At 71.6% G+C, this 18335-nt stretch carries 14 protein-coding genes and 1 pseudogene; 8 read left to right on the top strand and 7 right to left on the bottom strand.

Features of this window, described 5'->3' with window-relative positions:
• Positions 1–3: 3 nt before the first annotated feature.
• Genes IE198_RS07885 through rsmH form a run of 4 tightly spaced genes read right to left on the bottom strand, consistent with a single transcriptional unit; the run spans position 4 to position 5327 of the window.
• Entirely contained in the window at positions 4–1686 is a 1683-nt protein-coding gene (locus IE198_RS07885) for a UDP-N-acetylmuramoyl-L-alanyl-D-glutamate--2,6-diaminopimelate ligase (protein ID WP_189884149.1), read from the bottom strand.
• Positions 1687–1701: 15 nt separating this feature from the next.
• On the bottom strand, positions 1702–3684 hold the full coding sequence (locus IE198_RS07880) for a peptidoglycan D,D-transpeptidase FtsI family protein (RefSeq protein WP_189884147.1): 1983 nt from the start codon (positions 3682–3684) through the stop codon (positions 1702–1704).
• A gap of 4 nt (positions 3685–3688) precedes the next feature.
• Entirely contained in the window at positions 3689–4315 is a 627-nt protein-coding gene (gene ftsL, locus IE198_RS07875; protein WP_189884145.1) for a cell division protein FtsL, read from the bottom strand.
• A gap of 55 nt (positions 4316–4370) precedes the next feature.
• Positions 4371–5327 (bottom strand): 16S rRNA (cytosine(1402)-N(4))-methyltransferase RsmH, encoded by a 957-nt coding sequence (gene rsmH, locus IE198_RS07870; RefSeq protein ID WP_189884143.1) that lies wholly within the window; start codon positions 5325–5327, stop codon positions 4371–4373.
• 273 nt (positions 5328–5600) lie between these two features.
• On the opposite strand from rsmH, the gene IE198_RS07865 reads away from it, so the two are divergent.
• From IE198_RS07865 to IE198_RS07850, 4 genes are all read left to right on the top strand, one after another.
• A complete protein-coding gene (locus IE198_RS07865; protein WP_189884141.1) occupies positions 5601–6146 on the top strand; it encodes a beta-class carbonic anhydrase in 546 nt (181 codons plus the stop codon).
• A gap of 197 nt (positions 6147–6343) precedes the next feature.
• Complete coding sequence (locus IE198_RS07860) at positions 6344–7390, top strand: AAA family ATPase (RefSeq protein WP_189884139.1); 1047 nt, start codon at positions 6344–6346, stop codon at positions 7388–7390.
• Positions 7390–8754: a DUF58 domain-containing protein gene (locus IE198_RS07855; protein WP_189884137.1), complete on the top strand. Its 1365-nt coding sequence runs from the start codon at positions 7390–7392 to the stop codon at positions 8752–8754. Before IE198_RS07860 ends, IE198_RS07855 begins: the two co-directional genes overlap by 1 nt.
• Complete coding sequence (locus IE198_RS07850) at positions 8751–11273, top strand: transglutaminase TgpA family protein (protein ID WP_189884135.1); 2523 nt, start codon at positions 8751–8753, stop codon at positions 11271–11273. Before IE198_RS07855 ends, IE198_RS07850 begins: the two co-directional genes overlap by 4 nt.
• 201 nt (positions 11274–11474) lie before the next feature.
• Here the strand turns inward: IE198_RS07850 and IE198_RS07845 are convergent, their stop codons facing one another.
• The 3 genes from IE198_RS07845 to IE198_RS07835 form a co-directional block, all read right to left on the bottom strand.
• A complete protein-coding gene (locus IE198_RS07845) occupies positions 11475–11876 on the bottom strand; it encodes an SCO2097 family morphological protein (protein ID WP_100106702.1) in 402 nt (133 codons plus the stop codon).
• A gap of 246 nt (positions 11877–12122) precedes the next feature.
• Positions 12123–12839, bottom strand: coding sequence for a class I SAM-dependent methyltransferase (locus IE198_RS07840; protein ID WP_189884399.1), 717 nt, complete (start codon positions 12837–12839; stop codon positions 12123–12125).
• Positions 12840–13056: 217 nt separating this feature from the next.
• Positions 13057–13617, bottom strand: a complete 561-nt coding sequence (locus tag IE198_RS07835; protein ID WP_189884133.1) for an SAV_6107 family HEPN domain-containing protein — start codon at positions 13615–13617, stop codon at positions 13057–13059.
• A gap of 181 nt (positions 13618–13798) precedes the next feature.
• Between IE198_RS07835 and IE198_RS07830 the strand changes: the two genes are divergently transcribed.
• The 4 genes and pseudogenes from IE198_RS07830 to IE198_RS07815 all read left to right on the top strand — a co-directional run bounded on the left by IE198_RS07830 (position 13799) and on the right by IE198_RS07815 (position 18330).
• Complete coding sequence (locus IE198_RS07830) at positions 13799–14671, top strand: ATP-binding cassette domain-containing protein (protein WP_189884397.1); 873 nt, start codon at positions 13799–13801, stop codon at positions 14669–14671.
• The gene (locus IE198_RS07825) at positions 14643–16730 is read left to right on the top strand and encodes a YhgE/Pip family protein (protein WP_189884131.1); all 2088 of its coding nucleotides are present in this window, start codon (positions 14643–14645) and stop codon (positions 16728–16730) included. Before IE198_RS07830 ends, IE198_RS07825 begins: the two co-directional genes overlap by 29 nt.
• Before the next feature lie 29 nt (positions 16731–16759).
• Positions 16760–17374 (top strand): TetR/AcrR family transcriptional regulator, encoded by a 615-nt coding sequence (locus IE198_RS07820; RefSeq protein WP_189884129.1) that lies wholly within the window; start codon positions 16760–16762, stop codon positions 17372–17374.
• A gap of 354 nt (positions 17375–17728) precedes the next feature.
• A pseudogene (locus tag IE198_RS07815) lies at positions 17729–18330 on the top strand (DUF4126 domain-containing protein).
• The last annotated feature ends 5 nt before the right edge of the window (positions 18331–18335 follow it).

The following is an 18335-nucleotide window of genomic DNA, read 5'->3' as shown; positions in this document are numbered from 1 at the left end:
GGGTCATCCCTGACTGTTCTTGACGGCTGCGCCGCTGAGCGAGCGTTCGATGGCTGCGCGCAGCACCTGGCGGTCGTCGAACGGGCGGACCACTCCTGCGATGTCCTGGCCCTGTTCGTGGCCCTTGCCCGCGACGAGCACGGTGTCGCCCGGCTCCGCGCGAGCGACTGCCGCGGCGATGGCGGCGGCCCGGTCCTCGTGGACCATGACGTCCCCGCGTTCGTGGATCGGCACCTCCGCGGCGCCGGCCAGCATCGTGGCGAGGATCGCGAGAGGGTCCTCACCGCGCGGGTTGTCGGAGGTCAGTACGGCGGTGTCGGCCAGTCGTGCGGCCGCGGCGCCCATGGGGCCGCGCTTGGTCCGATCGCGGTCGCCGCCGCAGCCGAGCACGATGTGGATCTTGCCCTCCGTGACCTTGCGCAGCGAGCGCAGGACGGATTCGACGGCGTCGGTCTTGTGCGCGTAGTCAACCACCGCGAGGTACGGCTGGCCGGCGTCGACGCGCTCCAGCCTGCCCGGCACGCCGGGGACGGCGGCGATGCCGTCGGCGGCGGTCTGCGGGTCGAGCCCGGCGACGGTGAGGGTGACGACGGCGGCGAGGGTGTTGGCGACGTTGAACGGGCCGGGCAGCGGCGCCTGAGCGCGTACCCGCTCACCCCCGGGGCCGACCGCGGTGAACGTCGAGCCATGGGTGCCCACTTCGACGTCCTCGGCCCGCCAGTCGGCGTCCGGATGCCCCTCGGCGGAGAAGGTGGTGACGGGCACCGTGGCCTCGCCCGCGAGCCTGCGGCCGTAGTCGTCGTCGAGGTTGACGACCGCTTCCTTGCTGCGCCGCGGTGTGAACAGCTGCGCCTTCGCCTGGAAGTAGTCCTCCATGTCGGAGTGGAATTCCATGTGCTCGGGGCTGAGGTTGTTGAAGACGGCGATGTCGAAGACACAGCCGTCGACCCGGCCGAGCACGAGCGCGTGGCTGGAGACCTCCATGGCGACCGAGTCGGCGCCGCGTTCACGCATGACCGCGAACAGCGCCTGCAGGTCGGTCGCTTCGGGTGTCGTGCGCTCGGACTTGATGCGCTCGTCGCCGATGCGCATCTCGACCGTGCCGATCAGGCCCGGGGAGCGGCCGGCCGCCTTGAGGCCGCCCTCGACGAGGTAGGCCGTGGTGGTCTTCCCCGAGGTGCCGGTGATGCCGATCTGCAGCAGATCGTTGCCGGGGTGGCCGTAGATCTCCGCGGCGAGCTCACCCATCTTGCCCCGCGGGTCGTCGGTGACGAGTACCGGAAGGCCGGTGGCCGCCGCGCGTTCGGCGCCCGTCTCGTCGGTGAGGACGGCGGCCGCTCCCAGGTCGGCGGCCTGGGCCACGAAGTCGGCGCCGTGGAGGCGCGCCCCGGGCAGTGCGGCGTACACGTCGCCGGGGCGTACCGCCCGCGAGTCGTGGGTGATGCCGGTGACCTCCGCGGCGCTCTCGGTCTGCACCCCCAGCCTGGCCGCCAGCTCCGCGAGCTTCGTCGGGCGGGGCCGGTCCGGACGGGGCGCTCCCGGATGTTTCGCGGGGGCGTCCTGCTGGGTGGTTGGAGACTGATCAGCGTGTGGCACGGCGGTGAGCGTACCGGGCGCACCGGGCGCGGGCGAAAATGAGGGTCGGTCCCCTGGTCGGTTCCCGGAATCGGGGGTGATCGTCGTCACTGGTGGTACCTCCGGTCACTCGCCGGGTTCGAAGGTCACGGGCAGTTTGGCGGGGCCCTTGCCGGTCGGGGCGACCTGCAGGGTCTTGAGCGCGAACGCCATGACCTTTTGGTAGATGGGTCCGCAGATCTGTCCGCCGAAGTAGCTGCCCCTGGTGGGGTTCTGGATGGCGCAGTAGACGGTGATCTGCGGGTCGTCGGCCGGTGCGAAGCCGGCGAAGGAGGCGGTGTAGCCCTTGTAGACGCCCAGTTCGGGGTCTACGCGGTTGGCCGTTCCGGTCTTGCCCGCGACGCGGTAGCCGGGAATGCGGGCCTTGGTTCCGGTGCCCTCCTCGTCGTCGACGACCGACTCGAGCATGGTGGCGAGGGTCCGGGCGGTCTTCTCGCCGACGACCCGGGTCTTCTCCGGCTCCTCTGCAGGGGTGAAACGCCCGTCCGGGCCCCTGGTGCCGCGGACCAGTGTGGGTTCGATGCGTACGCCGCCGTTGGCGATGGTCGAGTACACGGAGGCCGCCTGCATGGCGTTGATCGACAGGCCCTGGCCGAAGGGGATCGTGTACTGCTGCGAGGTGGACCAGTCGTGCGGCTGCGCGAGGATGCCCGGGGTCTCGCCCGGGTAGCCGAGTCCGGTCGGGCTGCCCATGCCGAACTTGCGCAGATAGGAGTGGAGCACCCGGTTGGCCTCCGGCTGGGTCTTCCCGAGCTGACCGGTGGCCAGGATCGTGCCGATGTTGCTGGACTTGGCGAGGACGCCGTTGAGGGTGAGGTACCAGGTGGGGTGGTCGATGTCGTCCTTGAAGAGCCGGTCGCCGCGGTGGAGCCGGTTGGGGACGACGACATGGGTGCCGGGGGTGGCCTTCTTCTCCTCGAGCACGGCGGCCATGGACATCACCTTGGCGGTGGATCCGGGTTCGAACGCGTCCTGCAGCGCGGCGTTGCCGAGCGTGCCGGGGGTGATGGTGCCGAGGTCGCCCGGGTCGTAGCCGGGGGCGTTGGCCATGGCGAGGATCTCGCCGGTGCGGGTGTTCTGCACGATGACGTAACCGCGGTCGGCCTTCGACTTCTGGACCTGCTCCTCCATGGCCTGCTGAGCGGCCCACTGGATGTCGCGGTCGATGGTGAGCTCGACGTCGGAGCCGGGGACGGCGGGCACCTCGCGGGAGGTGGCGGTGGGCACGCGGCGGCCGCCGGACTGGGCGTAGGTGATCGTGCCGTCCTTGCCGGCGAGCGTCTCGTCGAGCATGGACTCGATGCCGGCGCCGCCGCGGTTGGCCGCGTTGACGAAGCCCAGTATCCCGGCGGCGAGATCGCCGTTGGGGTAGACGCGCTTGCTGCTGGGTTCCTGGAAGACACCGGCCAGTACGTTGGCCCCGGGGCCGCCCCTGCGTTTGTCGGCGGCGGCCTTCTCCGCGTAGACGCCCTTGAGGTCCTTGATCTGGTTCCACACCTGCGGGGTCTGGCGGCGGGCCAGCACGGCGTAGCGGGAGCCGGGCTTCTTGAGCTTCTTGGCGAGCTCGGCGGGCTCCTTGCCCAGGATGGGGGCGAGCAGCTGCGCGGCCTGTTCCGGCGCGTTGGGCGACTTGCTCTCGTTCGGCGTGAACATCTTCGGGTCGGCCGTGATGTCGTGGGCGTCGACGCTGGTGGCCAGCGCGATCCCGGCGCGGTCGGTGATCTCGCCGCGTTCGGCGGCGAGCGTGTGGCTGAGGTAGCGGTTCTTCTCCGCCTTGGCCGCATAGGCGCTCGCGTCGACGGCCTGCACCTGAAGCAGCCGGACCACGAACGCGAGCATGACCAGGGTGAGGCCGAGGCTGACCAGCCTCAGCCTGGGGCGCGGGCTGCCGAGCCGGACGCGACGGGGCGCCGGGCGCCGGGCGTCGCGTGCCGGCCTGCGGGCGGCGGGGCGCTGCCCGGACCGCTGTACGGAGCGCTGGGGGGACTGCGCGGAGGGCCGTCGTGCCGGGCCTGGCACACGGCGCCGCGGTGGTTCCTTGGGGGGCACTGCGTCACCTGCCGGGGATCGTCGGGTTCGGCTGCGGGGACGTACGGGAGGAGGGTGGGGGACCGGGGGCCTCGGGCGCGGCGGGCGGTCCGGAGTACCCCTGCGTCCGCGCGGTGACGGCTGCGTCCGGCCCGAGGGAGGCGGACGGCGAGGCGGAGGCGTCCGGCGGGGCGGAGGCGTCCGGCGGGGCGGAGGCGTCCGGCGAGGTGGAGGGCTCGGTGGTCGCCGTCTGCGACGGCTCCGGCGCGGGCGGAAGGGGCTCCGCGGTCGCCTTCTGCGGTACACCGAGCACCTTGCCGTCCGGGCCGAGGAAGGCGGGGCCGCCGCCGGGCACCATGCCGAGTTCGCGGGCGCGCCGTTCCAGGGCGTCGGGGGCCGAGTGACGGTCCACGTCCCGCTGCAGCGCCTGCTGCTCGTCGGTGAGCTCGGTGGTCTTCCTCTTGAGCTCGCTGAGCTCGAATGAGCCCTGGCTGAGCGAGGAGTTCAGCAGCAGAAGCGTGATCAGCCCGCCGGACAGGATGAGCACGACCAGCAGGACGAAGGGTGCGCGGGCCGCGGTGCTCGGGCCCGACGGCATCAGCCGCGCGAGTTGCGCGGCCCTTCCCTTCAGCTGCTTGGCCGGTGTGCTCAAGGTGTCCTTCCCTTCACTGCTCCGTCGGCCGTGCGCCTCTCCTGGCCCGCTGCGGTCACGCCACGTCCTCCCGGATGCGCTGAGCCCCCCTCAGACGCGCCGGAGCCGCGCGGCGGTTCTGCGCGACCTCTTCCTCGGTGGGCAGCTCCGCTCCACGGGTCAGCAGTTTCAGCCTGGGCTGGTACTGCTCGGGGACGACGGGCAGTCCGGGCGGGGCGGTGTTCGCGGCACCGGCCGCGAACACGTGCTTGACCAGCCGGTCCTCGAGGGAGTGGTAGGACAGGACGGCGATCCGCCCGCCGACGGCGAGCGCCGAGACCGCGGCGGGAACGGCCCGCTCGAGCACGGACAGCTCGCCGTTCACCTCGATGCGCAGGGCCTGGAAGGTGCGCTTGGCCGGGTTCCCGCCGGTCCGTTTGGCGGCCTGGGGCAGTGCGTCACGGATGACCTCGACGAGCCGGGCACTGTTGGTGAAGGGCTCCTTGTCGCGCTCCCGCACGATGGCGGACACGATCCGCTTGGCCTGCTTCTCCTCGCCGTACGCGCGCAGGATCCGCACGAGTTCGCCGGCGGGGTAGGTGTTGAGGACCTCGGCGGCGCTGACGCCGGTGGTCTGGTCCATGCGCATGTCGAGCGGGGCGTCCTGGGCATAGGCGAAACCCCGGTCGGCCTCGTCGAGCTGCATGGAGGAGACGCCGAGGTCGAACAGCACCCCCTGGACGCGGGGGATGCCGAGGCGGGCGAGGACCTCGGGGAGCTCGTCGTACACGGCGTGCACCAGGGTCGCCCGCTCGGCGAACGGGGCGAGCCGCTCACGGGAGAGGCGCAGCGCCTCCTTGTCCCGGTCGAGCCCGACGAGCCGTGTCCCGGGGAAGCGTTCGAGCAGGGCCTCGCTGTGCCCGCCGAGGCCGAGGGTGCAGTCGACGACGACCCCACCCGGCTCCTGCAGCGCGGGGGCCAGCATGTCCAGGCACCGCTGGAGCATCACCGGGACGTGTCGGGTCTGGCTCATGCGCCCTCTCAGATCCGGCGCGGGCGGGTCATGGCCGGGCCGTGCGTACGCCGCACACGCGGGGAATTGTGCGGGAAACCACCGGTTGTGTGGGTGGTGTCCGTGAACTTCGCGTCACTTTAGTGCACTGGTCCGGCCGGTCAATCAACCGGCTGGCGCGTCGCACGGACCACCGTGTCAGGCTTGTGGGTTACCTCACAGCACGGGTCGTTGACGTTCTTTTGTCCCCCCTCACACCGGGCCGGGTCGATCGGTGACCGTTACCTTCGTTGCATGTCGACTTCTGCGCACCAGCCCGCCACAGCGACCGTACACACCGGTGGCACCGTCACTGATCGTCTCGTCGAAGCGAACCGGCAGTACGCCGCAGAATTCCAGGACCCTGGGATGGACGCCCGCCCGGTACTCAAGGTCGCCGTGGTGGCCTGCATGGACGCCCGGCTCGACCTGCACGCGGCGCTGGGGCTCGAGCTGGGTGACTGCCACACGATCCGCAACGCCGGCGGCGTGGTGACCGACGACGTGATCCGCTCCCTCACCATCAGCCAGCGGGCACTGGGCACCCGCAGCGTGATCCTCGTGCACCACACCGGCTGCGGCCTCGAGAGCCTCACCGAGGATTTCCGTATCGAACTGGAGGAGGAGGTCGGACAGCGGCCCGCGTGGGCGGTCGAGGCGTTCCGCGACGTCGACCAGGACGTGCGGCAGTCGATGCAGCGGGTGCGCACCTCGCCGTTCCTGCTGCACGCCGACGACGTCCGCGGCTTCGTCTTCGACGTCACCACGGGGCTGCTGAGGGAGATCGACCCCGCTCGGTGAGCTGGGCACCTGATGAAACGGCTCAACCCCGACATATCCCGCTCGGTTGTCCACAGGCAAGTGACACAACGCGGGAACGCGAACAAGAATGCGTGTGGGACGTGCTTCCGGACCTTCCGGAAGCACGTGTCCCGTGTTCCGGGGTGGGCCGTGCCTCTGTTGTGCACCGGCCCTATGAAAGGGCCGAGGAGGGCCGGGTGACGACCTATGACGATCGAGCGAGCCTCACGGATCTGACCACCACAGCGGATCGTGTCCGCAGGTCGGTCGAGAGCGTGATCGAGGGCAAGCCAGAGGTCGTACGGCTTTCGCTGACCGTGCTGCTCGCCGAGGGACATCTTCTCCTCGAGGATGTTCCCGGCGTGGGCAAGACGATGCTGGCCAAGGCGCTGGCGCGGTCCATCGACTGTTCCGTGCGGCGTATCCAGTTCACGCCGGACCTGCTGCCGTCCGATGTCACCGGTGTGTCGATCTTCGACCAGCAGCAGCGTGAGTTCGAGTTCAAACCGGGCGCGATCTTCGCCCAGATCGTGATCGGCGACGAGATCAACCGGGCGTCGCCCAAGACGCAGTCGGCGCTCCTGGAGTCGATGGAGGAGCGCCAGGTCACCATCGACGGGCACAGCTACGAACTGCCCAACCCCTTCATGGTGGTGGCCACCCAGAATCCGGTGGAGATGGAGGGCACCTACCCGCTGCCCGAGGCGCAGCGCGACCGTTTCATGGCGCGCGTCTCGATCGGCTACCCCAGCGCCGCCGCCGAGTTGCAGATGCTCGACGTCCACGGCGGCGTCTCCCCGCTGGACGATCTTCAACCCGTGGCGCACGCCCACGACATCGTGAAGCTGATCGAGGCCGTGCGCGCGGTGCACGTCGCGGAGTCCGTCCGCCGTTACGCGGTGGATCTCGTCTCCGCGACCCGCAGCCACCCGGACCTGAGACTCGGTGCCTCCCCGCGCGCCACGCTGCATCTGCTGCGTGCCGCGAAGGCGTCCGCCGCCCTCAGCGGCCGCGACTACGCCCTGCCGGACGACCTGCAGGCGCTCGCCGTGCAGGTGCTCGCGCACCGGCTGCTGCCCACGGCGCAGGCCCAGCTGAACCGCCGCACCGCCGAGCAGGTCGTGCTCGACATCGTCCAGCGCACGGCGGTGCCCACCACCGGCACCGCAGACGGCTCGTACGTCGGCGGCGGCCAGGACCGTCCGCCGCTCTACGGCCAGCAGCCCGGCGTCCGGCGGCTGTGATGACGTCTGAAGGGCCCGCCGCCTCGCCGGGTCCGGAAGGCAGGAACGGCGGCGGGCTGCGCTCGGCGCTCGGCGGGCTCACCACCCGCGGCCGCTCGTTCCTCGCCGCCGGTGTTGCGGCCGCGGTCTGCGCCTATGTCCTCGGCCAGAGCGACCTGCTGCGGGTCGGGCTGCTGCTCGCCGGGCTGCCGCTGATCTGCGTGGTCGTGCTGTACCGGACGCGCTACCGGGTCGCGGCCAGCCGGCGGCTCTCGCCCGGCCGGGTGCCCTCCGGCTCGGAGGCACGGGTCCATCTGCGCATGGACAACGTCTCGCGGATGCCGACGGGGCTGCTGATGCTCCAGGACCACGTGCCGTACGTGCTGGGCCCGCGGCCCCGGTTCGTGCTCGACCGGGTCGAGGCGGGCGGGCGGCGCGAGGTCTCCTACCGGGTCCGCTCGGATCTGCGGGGCCGTTATCCGCTGGGGCCGCTCCAGCTGCGGCTCACCGACCCGTTCGGCATGTGCGAACTCACCCGCTCCTTCAGCGCGTTCGACACCCTCACCGTCGTGCCGCGCACCGAGTCCCTGCCCGCGGTGCGGCTGGCCGGTGAGGCCTCCGGCTACGGCGACGGCCGCCGGCGCTCACTCGCCCTGGCCGGCGACGACGACATCATCCCGCGCGCCTACCGCTACGGCGACGACCTGCGCCGGGTGCACTGGCGCTCCACCGCGCGGTACGGGGAGCTGATGGTGCGGCGCGAGGAGCAGCCGCAGCGTCCCCGGTGCACCGTGCTGCTGGACACCCGGCGGGTGGCCTATCAAGGGGCGGGGCCCGACTCGGCGTTCGAGTGGGCGGTGTCCGGCGCGGCCTCCGCCCTGATGCACCTGATGGAGCAGGGCTTCACCGTGCGGCTACTGACGGACACCGGAAGTTCCGTGCCCGACCAGGGCACCGAGGGATTCGCCGGTTCCTCGCAGGAGTCCGCGGAGTCCGCCGGGCTGATGATGGACACGCTCTCCGTCGTGGACCACTCCGACGGAGCGGGTCTGTCCCGCTCGCACGACGTGCTGCGCGGCGGGAACGAAGGGCTGCTGATCGCCTTCCTCGGCGATCTCGACGACGAACAGACGGCTCTGGCGGCCCGGATGCGCCGGAGCACCGGTTCCGCGGTCGCCTTCGTACTCGACAGCGGTACGTGGCTGAGCGGCGGCTCGGTGCCCGCCCCGGTCGAAGAGCGGTTGCGGCAGCTGCGCGAGGCCGGCTGGACCGCGCTCGCCGTGGCGCCCGGCACGCGGCTCGCGGATCTGTGGGAGCAGGCGGCGCGGCAAGGCACCGAGTCACCCGGCGCCGGTGCGTACGGTTTCTCGGGAGGTTGGTCATGAGCGGTCGCGGAAGGCTTGCGGTGTGCGCCTTCGCTGCCACGCTGATGGCAGCGGGAGCCCTGCTGCCGCTGGTCGATCCTCCCAACTGGATGTTCCAGGCGGCGTTCCTCCTGGCGATCCAGACCGGTGTCGGCGCACTCGCCAGGCGGGTGCCGCTGGCCAGGCCGCTGACCGTGGCGGTGCAGGCGCTGGTCACCCTGCTGGCGCTCACCCTCGTCTTCGCCCGCGGTCAGGCGTTCCTCGGTGTGCTGCCGGGACCGGACTCGGTCGCCCGGTTGGGCGAGCTGCTACGGGCCGGCGCCGACGACGTGGGCAGATACGCGATCCCGGCCCCGGGGACCGACGGCATCAGACTGATGGTGGTCGGCGGCGTGCTGGTGATCGGTCTCGCGGTCGACGCGCTCGCGGTGACCTTCCGCAGCGCGGCCCCGGCCGGTCTGCCGCTGCTGGCGCTCTACTCGGTGGCCGCCGGGCTGTCCGGCGGTGGCGCCAGCCGGCTGTGGTTCCTGCTGGCGGCCTCCGGCTACCTGGTGCTGCTGCTCGCGGAGGGCCGTGACCGGCTGTCCCAGTGGGGCCGGGTGTTCGGCGGGGCCACGACGGCCCGCAAGCGTTCGGCGGGCGGCTTCGACCGTTCGGAAGGCCGGCCGCAGGCGCCGGTGCGCGCCGGCCGCAGGATCGGTGTGCTCGCGCTCGGCGTCGCCCTCGTGGTGCCGGCGGCGCTGCCCGCCCTGGACGGCGGACTGATCGGCGGCGTGGGCAACGGCCCAGGTGGCGGGATCGGCGGCGGTGGCGGCACGATCTCGGCCGTCAACCCCCTGGTATCGCTGCAGGACAATCTGAACCAGCCACAGAACCGTGAGGTGCTGCGGTACCGCAGCAACGCGCCCGGCAACCAGGACATGTATCTGCGGATTCTGGCTCTCGACCGGTTCGACGGCACCTCGTGGCGGTCCTCGGAGCGCAAGGTCACCAATGTGCCGGAGCGGCTGCCGGAGCCGACCGGGCTGAGCCCGGCGGTCCAGGTCACCGAGGTCAAGACCAATTTGTCCGCGGCCGGTTCGTACAAACAGAACTGGCTGCCGATGCCCTATCCGGCGACGACGGTGGCCATCGACGGCCGCTGGCGCTACGAGCCCGCGGGGCGGACGCTGGTCGGCGACCGCGACCAGACCACGGCCGGCGTGCAGTACTCGGTCAACAGCCTGATCGTGAAACCGACCCAGGAGCAGCTGGCCGCGGCGTCCCCGGCGCCCGCGGCGCTGCTGCACGAGTACACCAGGGTCCCCGAGGCGCTGCCGGACGACGTCAGGCAGACAGCGCTCACGGTGACCAAGGGCGCCGCCAACGACTACGAGCGGGCGAAGAAGCTCGAGGACTGGTTCTCGGTCGACGGCGGCTTCACGTACAACACCGACGTCCGGTCGGGCACGGGTGTGACCGCGATCAGCCGGTTCCTGAAGCAGAAGGAGGGCTTCTGCGTCCACTTCTCCTTCTCGATGGCCGCGATGGCCCGCACGCTGGGCATCCCGGCCCGGGTTGCGGTGGGCTTCCAGCCGGGTGCCACTCAGTCGGACGGCGCGGTGTCGGTCGGTCTGCGCGATGCCCATGCCTGGCCCGAGCTGTACTTCGAGGGCGTGGGGTGGACCCGTTTCGAACCGACACCGAGCCGTGGGTTCAGGCCCGAGTACACCCAGGAGCAGACGCCCGTCGGCGGTCCCTCGGATCCGGCGCAGCCGGAGGCGGGTGCTTCCGTCGCACCCGAGCAGTCGGAGCGGCCGCAGGACGCCTGTCCCCGGCAGGAAAGGCAACTGGGCCAGTGCGGCGCGGCCGAGCCGCGTGATGTGCAGCCGCCGCAGGCCGACGACTCCTCGGTGGGGACGGTACTTCTGACCGCCTTCGGCGTCGCGGCGGGACTGCTGCTGCTGTCGGTGCCGCTGCTGTGGCGGGTCGTGACCCGGACCCGGCGCCTGGCCGGGTCCGTGCGCGGGCCGGCGAAGGAGGAGCCGGGTCAGCCCCCTTCGGGCGCGGACTCCCCCGGCAGCGCTGCCGTGAACCTCGACGGGGCGGGCGCCGGGCGAACCACCGCGGCCGAGGCGGGTCGGACGCTGGCGGCGTGGCAGGAGGTCACCGACTCCGCGTGGGACGTCGGCATCCTGCCCGACGATTCGCTGACGCCGCGCAAGGCGGCTGCGCGCATCGTGCGGCTCGGCAAACTGCAGGACGAGCCGGCGGCGGCCGTGCACCGGATGGCCCGCTCCGTGGAGCAGGTCCTTTACGCACCCGTACCGCGTTCCGGCACAGGTCTCCGGGAGGACGCCCGGCGGATTCAGGCGGGGCTGATCGACGGTGTGGGCTTCTGGACCCGGATGCGGGCCCTTCTGCTGCCCCGCTCCTCGGTCCGGTTCGTGTGGGCCCTGACGGAGCGCTGGTCGGCCGTCACGGACCGGTGGAACGTGCGGCGGCTCCGGCTGGACCGCTGGGCGCAGACTCTGCGCCGTCCGTCGCGGCAGCGGGGCTGACACGCTCGGGAAGGCTCCTGGGCCGGGCGCGCCCCGGCCGGGGAGCCGTCGCTGCGGTCCAGGGCCCCGGAGCACCTCCGGAAGTACGCGTCAGAGCCGCCCGGGACCACTGGTGAACGCGACTATGCGTGAGGGGCGACGCTCGAAAGCGTCGCCCCTCACGCATAGTCGGGTTCTTGCCGGGTCGTGGCTTCGAACGGCTCAGTGGCCGCCCTGACCGCCCTGTTCGTCGCGGCGTCGCTGCCACCGCTCCTCGATCCGGTTCATCATCGATCTGTGCTGGTGCGACCTTCGACGTCCCTGCCCACCGGAGGCCTGTTGTTCGCCTGGCTTGGGCGCTTTGCGCCAGCCCGTGACCGCGAGAACCGCACAGCCGAGCATCACGAGGAAGCCCACCACACTGATCCAGATCTGCTGGGCGACCATTCCGGCCATGAGGAGCGCGATACCCACCAGGAAGCCTGCGACTGCCTGGTAGACCCGTCGCCGGGTGTACGTACGCAGCCCGCTTCCCTCAAGCGCTGTCGCGAACTTGGGATCTTCGGCGTACAGCGCTCGCTCCATCTGCTCGAGCATTCGCTGCTCGTGCTCCGAGAGCGGCACGGAGTCCTCCTCGTCGTCGGTCGCGGGGACGACCGGTTGCGGCCCTTTCAGGATAGGCAGGGATCCGCCCCCGTGAAACCCGCCCTCTCGCAAACGCCAGTCCGGGCCGCCATGCCCGATCGGGGTGCTGAGGCGTAGATTCCCCAACCTCCGATCCGTCATGCCGGATGGTGTCCCCCGATCATACGGTGCGAATGCCGCCGACGGAGGCTCTGTGGCCTACTCCATCTGCGGCTGCGCCGCTGATCAGCCGCGCTTCTCGCCCAGGACGTGCAGCTGGGTCGCGACGGAGCGGAAGGCCGGCAGTTCGGCGGCGGCCGCCTCCAGCCTCAGCAGCGCGTCCAGGGCACCGGGTTCGGTGTCCACCAGCACGCCCGGTACGAGGTCGGCGAAGACCCGCACGCCGTGCACCGCGCCGACCTCCACGCCGGCCGCGGTGACGGCCTCGGTGAGCTGCTCGGCCGTGAAGCGGCGGGGCACCGGGTCGCCCGTGCCCCAGCGGCCGGCGGGGTCGGTCAGCGCCTGCCTGGCCTCGTTGAAGTGGCCTGCCAGGGCGCGGGCCAGGACGGCGCCGCCGAGCCCGGCGGCGAGCAGGCTGAGCGCTCCGCCGGGGCGCAGCGCCGCCACCGCGTTGCGCACGCCCTCGGCGGGGTCGTCGACGTACTCCAGCACCCCGTGGCACAGGACTGCGTCATAGCCGCCGCGTTCGACGACGTCGAAGAGGCCGTGGATGTCGCCCTGGACGCCGCGCACACGGTCGGCGACCCCGGCCTCCGCGGCCCGGCGCTCGAGCGCGAACAGGGCGTTCGGGCTGGGGTCGACGACGGTGACCCGATGGCCGAGCCGGGCGGCGGGCACCGCGAAGTTGCCGGTGCCGCCGCCGGTGTCGAGGATGTCCAGGCATTCCGTCCCGGTCGCCTTGACCCGGCGGTCGAGGGCGTCCTGGAGGACCTCCCAGACCACGGCGGTGCGAAGGGAGGCGCGAGAGGGGCGCGGTGGGGTCTCCCCACCGGCGGAGGACGGTTCCGACACGGCAGTTGGCTCCTCGGGCGATGTTGCTGGGTTGGCCTGCGTCCACCCTATTGCCTCCGCCGTCCCGTCCGGCGCTCCGTCTCGTCCAGCTGCTCTCCGCGGCTCCCGCACCGCACGTCCCGCGCCCGTGCCGGTGTCCGTCCCCCGCTCACACCGCGGCATCCCCCCGTCCGTCCGGCGACGGTGTCTGCTCCCGGTGCCGGCTCCCGGGCTGGGGCAGCACCGGCTGCAGTACCAGCAGCCGCTCCACGAGCCGCAGGAACATGGCCGCGTCCCTGAGCAGGTCGTCGGCGTCGCGCTGACTGGCCGCGCCCCGTATGCCCGCCTCGGCACGGGCCCGGCGGTCGGCCCCGGAGGCGAACAGCAGGCTCCATTCGGACAGCTCCGGCGCTATCTCCGGCAGGACCTCCCAGGCGCTGCGGATGCGCTGTCTGCGGCGCGGGCCGGTCTCGGGACGGCCACGGGCGGCCAGCACCGCGGCGGCGGTGCGCAGGGCGGCCAGATGTGCCGTGGCATACCGCTCGTTCGGCTGATCGAGGGCTGCCGCCTCGTCGAGTCCCGAGCGGGCCTGGGCGAGCAGGTCGAGGGCGGCGGGCGGCGCGGTGGCCCGGCGCAGGACGGGGTGGACGTCGTGCGCCGGGCCGGTCGATGAGGGGGCGGGGCCGGTGGCGCGACGCCGGTGTGCGGCGGCTGCTGGGTAGCTGGCCATGACGAGCCTCCTGTCGTCGTGTGACGGCACTGTGGCCGCATGTGTCCATCGTGGGGCGACCCACTGACAATCCACGGTGACCTGCGCCTTTGCGTGGGCCCGTAGTTCGGAGGTAGTTTTTGAACTGACTGGTCAGTTCAAAAATGGAATCGGGGACGGGATGGAGATCGGGGTGGGGCATGTGGACGGCCCGCACGGCGCGGCCGTGAGCGCCGAGGGCTTCGGGCTGAAGGGCCCCCGCGGATGGGCGTTCCGCTCGGTGGACGTCGCGGCCGAACCCGGCGCGCTCGTCGCCATCGAGGGCCCCTCCGGCTCGGGGCGTACCTGCCTGCTGCTCGCGCTCTCCGGACGGATGAGGGCCACCGAGGGCAGCGCCGAGGTCGCGGGGCTGCCGCTGCCGCGCAAAATCGCCGCGGTGCGCCGGATCAGCGCGCTCGGTCCGGTACCGGGGGTCAGCGATCTCGATCCGGCGCTCACCGTGGCGGAGCATCTACGCGAACGGGCGCTGCTGCAGCGCCGTTTCGACGGCTCGCTGCGCGCCCTGCTGAGGCCGCGCGCTCAGAGGGCGGCCACGGCACGCGAGCGCGTCGAGGAGGCTCTCGCGGCCGCCGGGCTCGATCTCTCGACGCTGCCCAAGCAGGAACGCACGGCCGTGCGCGACCTCGAGCGGCTGGAGGAGCTGCGGCTCTCCGTGGCCCTCGCGCTGATCGGCCGCCCAAGGCTGCTCGCGGTCGACGACGCGGACCTGAAACTCTCCGACACCGAACGCGCCGAGGCCTGGGCCCTGCTGCGCTCGATCGCCGACGGCGGCACGACCGTACTCGCCGTGTGCAGCCAGGCCCCCGACGAGGCCGTCCTCGTGTCGACCCGGGCCGCCACGGCACCCGACACCGGAACCGACGCCGACGCCGACGACCCGGGCACCACGGACCCCGACCCGGACACCGACCTGGACGCCGGCACCGACCCCAACGCCGTCACCGACACCGACACCGAGACCGACACCGACGAGGAGGGCCCGGCCGATGCGATCACCGAAACTGGCCGCGCTTGAGCTGAGGCGCTTCGGCCGGGGCAAGCTGCCGGCCGCCGCGATCGTCGCCGTGCTGCTGCTGCCGCTGCTCTACGGCGCCCTGTACCTGTGGTCGTTCTGGGATCCGTACGGCCAGCTCGACAGGATTCCCGTCGCCCTCGTCAATGACGACAAGGGCGCCACCGCATCCGGAAAGAAGATCGCCGCGGGTGACGAGATCACCGAACGCCTGCGGGACAGCAATGTCTTCGAGTGGCACGAGGTCAGCGACGCCGCGGCCCGCAAAGGCGTCGAGGACGGCACCTACTACCTCTCGCTGACCGTGCCGGTGGACTTCAGCAGGCGCATCGCCTCAAGTTCCGGCGACTCCCCCGAGACCGGCGCCCTCCAGGTCCGCACGAACGACGCGAACAACTACATCGTCGGGCAGATCTCACGGACCGTCTTCTCCGAGGTGCGCACCGCCGCGTCGACCAACACCTCCCGGTCGTTCCTCGACCGCATCTTCATCTCGTTCTCCGACATCCACGAGGCGACCGAGAAGGCGGCGAAGGGGGCCGACAAGCTCAAGAGCGGTGCGGGTGAGGCCAAGAAGGGCTCGGAGAACCTCGCGAACGGCCTGAAGGACGCCAAGGAGGGCAGCGGCAAGCTCGCCGGAGGCATCAAGACGCTGCACAAGGGCGCCGGTGAGCTGGAGACCGGCTCGCGCCAAGTCGCAGAGGGCACCCAGGTGCTGGCGGACAAGGTCAACGGATACGCCGGACGGCTGCGCCCGTACCTCAAGGACAACGGGAAGTCGATCGGGGACTCGGCCCGGCTGGTGGCCGACTCCTCCCGTGCCGTCCAGGACAATCTGGACCGCCTGGTCGAACGGGCCCCTGCCGCCGCCCTCGTGGCCCACACGTCGGCCGACGCGCTGAGCGAGATCCACCGCACCCAGTGCGAGGAGGCAGTGCTCCCGGACCCCAAGGCGTGCCCCGAGCTGAAGCGCGCCAAGGTGGCCGCGGCCGATGTCGCCAGGATCGCGGACGACCTGAGCGCACTGGTCGGCAACAGCAACGGCGACCTGAAGACGCTGCGGAAGCACCTCGCCGACCTCGAGAAGAAGGCTGACGCCCTCGCCGGGCGCGCCCCGAAGCTGGACGAGGACCTCCAGTACGCGGTCGGCAAGATCAACGAGCTCAATACCGGTGCCCACAAGGTCGCCAAGGGCGCGGACCGGCTGCACACCGGCCTCACCACCGCCAAGGCTGGCTCCACCGACCTCGATGCGGGGGTGGGAAAGCTCAAGAAGGGCGCCGGCGAGCTGGACGGCGGGCTGTTCAAGCTCGCCGATGGCTCCTCCGAGCTGGCGGCCGGGCTGGGCGACGGCGTCCACAAGATCCCCGACTACGACAAGAAGCAGCGCGACCGCCGTACCGAGGTGATGGCCGACCCGGTCCAGTTGGCCGGCCGGTCCCTGCACTCGGCGCCCAACTACGGCACGGGTTTCGCCCCGTACTTCATCCCGCTGTCCCTCTGGGTGGGCTCGATGGTGGCGTACATGATCATCCAGCCGCTCAACCGCCGGGCCCTGGCCACCGGGGCGTCCGCATGGCGGATCGCACTGGCCGGCCTGCTCCCGGTGGCATCGATCGGTCTGGTCCAGGTCGCGGCCCTGATGTCCGTCCTGCACTGGGGCCTCGGGCTCGAGATGGCGAACGCGGCCGGCACCGTCGGATTCCTCGCTCTCGTCACCTGCTGCTTCGCGGCGATCATCCAGTGGCTCAACGCCCGCTTCGGCGCCGCCGGCCGGATCCTGGTCCTCGCCGTCCTGATGCTCCAGCTGACGTCGGCGGGCGGCACGTATCCGGTCCAGACGAGCCCCGGCTTCTTCAACGCCGTCCACCCGTTCCTGCCGATGACCTACGTCGTCGAGGCGCTGCGCAGGCTCATCACGGGCGGCGGCCCGGGCCCCGTGTGGCAGGCGTGCGCGGTGCTGCTCGCCTTCACCGCGGCTGCGCTGGCACTGACGGCCCTGTCCGCACGGCGCAAACAGGTATGGACACTCGACCGGCTCCACCCGGAGCTGAGTCTGTGACGGCGCCGGGACCTGTGAGAATCGACGTCATGGACAGCAGCAGCACCAGACGCCGGGCGACGCGCGCCAAGTTGTACGAGGCGGCCGTCACGCTCATCGCGGAGCAGGGCTTCTCGGCCACGACGGTCGACGAGATCGCCGAGCGCGCCGGCGTCGCCAAGGGCACGGTGTACTACAACTTCAAGAGCAAGACCGAGCTCTTCGAGGAGCTGCTGCGCTTCGGCGTCGGTCTCCTCACGGCCTCGCTGCAGGAGGCCGCCGACCATGCGGCGGAGCGCGGCGGCACCAAGGTCGAGGCGCTGGACGAGATGATCAGGGCAGGTCTGGTCTTCATCAACCGCTATCCGGCCTTCACCCAGCTGTACGTCGCGGAGCTGTGGCGTACCAACCGCGCCTGGCAGTCGACGCTCATGGTGGTGCGCCAACAGGTGGTGGCCGTGGTGGAGACGGTACTGCGGGACGGTGTGGAGGCGGGCGAACTGAGCGAGGAGATCGACATCCCGCTCACGGCCGCCGCGCTGGTCGGGATGGTGCTGGTGGCCGCACTGGACTGGCAGGCGTTCCAGCGGGAGCGGTCGCTGGACGATGTGCACGGGGCGCTGTCGCTTCTGCTGCACGGCCGGGTGAGCGGCCGCCGGGACTGAACACCGGAACACGGTCGGACACCACGGAACGCCGGTCGGGCTGGATCCCAGCCCGACCGGCGTTTCCCGGTCCCCGTTCCCCCCGCTTCCCCCGTGGTCCGAAGAGCCCGGTCCCCCGTTGTCCCCCGTGGTCATGGGCTCTTCGTCAACCCCCGTTCCGTCAGGGGTGCCGCGCCGTTCCGCCGCCCCGTGCCGGCGGTGCGGAGCCGCGCCCCTTCCGTGGTCCCCACTCTTCCGTCCGAGCAGGGCCGGCTCCATCCGCGCCGGTACTCATCTCGGCGCCTGGGTACGGATACTCAGCCGTCCGTGCTCGTCCCCATCCGCGGGCAGGCCGCCCTGGTTACGATCGCGTCCGTGTCCGTACTCCCCCTCGTCTTCACCAGCGGCTGGGCCAGCGGCATCAACGCCTATGCGGTCGTCCTGCTGTTCGGCGTCTTCGGCGCGACCGGCATCTCCGACGAGGTGCCGGAGTCGCTGCAGCGCACCGATGTCCTGATCGCCGCCGGTGTGCTCTTCCTCTGCGAGGCGGTGGCGGACAAGATCCCGTACGTCGACTCGATATGGGACTCGGTCCACACGGTGATCCGGCCCGTGGCCGGCGCGGTGGTCGCCGCGTTGCTGGCGGGCGAGAGCGGTTCGCTGCCCGAACTCGCGGCGGGTGCCGTGGGCGGGTCCACCGCGCTGATCAGCCATCTGGTCAAGGCGGGCACCCGCATGGCCGTCAACACCTCGCCCGAGCCGTTCAGCAACATCGGCGTGAGCCTGGCGGAGGACCTGGGGGTGGCCGGGATCGTCTCCTTCGCGGTCTTCAACCCCGTCGCCGCCGCGGCGATCGCGGGCACACTCCTCGTGCTCGGCATCGTCACGGTGCTGCTCCTCGCCACGAGGGTCCGCCGTTTCCTGCGGCGCAGAGCCCAGCGCGCGAGGAGAAACGCCTGGCGGGCACGGAGTGGTGACACCG

It is taken from the genome of Streptomyces xantholiticus (assembly GCF_014651015.1).
In the GTDB taxonomy this organism is placed as follows: domain Bacteria; phylum Actinomycetota; class Actinomycetes; order Streptomycetales; family Streptomycetaceae; genus Streptomyces; species Streptomyces xantholiticus.
This window is presented reverse-complemented; position numbering and strand designations above follow the sequence as displayed.

Bases quoted from the DNA above. Each gene is read 5' to 3' on its own strand.
- rsmH (WP_189884143.1), bottom strand. From the start codon at position 5,327: ATGAGCCAGACCCGACACGTCCCGGTGATGCTCCAGCGGTGCCTGGAC.
- IE198_RS07865 (WP_189884141.1), top strand. From the start codon at position 5,601: ATGTCGACTTCTGCGCACCAGCCCGCCACAGCGACCGTACACACCGGT.
- IE198_RS07855 (WP_189884137.1), top strand. From the start codon at position 7,390: ATGACGTCTGAAGGGCCCGCCGCCTCGCCGGGTCCGGAAGGCAGGAAC.
- IE198_RS07850 (WP_189884135.1), top strand. From the start codon at position 8,751: ATGAGCGGTCGCGGAAGGCTTGCGGTGTGCGCCTTCGCTGCCACGCTG.
- IE198_RS07835 (WP_189884133.1), bottom strand. From the start codon at position 13,617: ATGGCCAGCTACCCAGCAGCCGCCGCACACCGGCGTCGCGCCACCGGC.
- IE198_RS07825 (WP_189884131.1), top strand. From the start codon at position 14,643: ATGCGATCACCGAAACTGGCCGCGCTTGAGCTGAGGCGCTTCGGCCGG.
- IE198_RS07820 (WP_189884129.1), top strand. From the start codon at position 16,760: ATGGACAGCAGCAGCACCAGACGCCGGGCGACGCGCGCCAAGTTGTAC.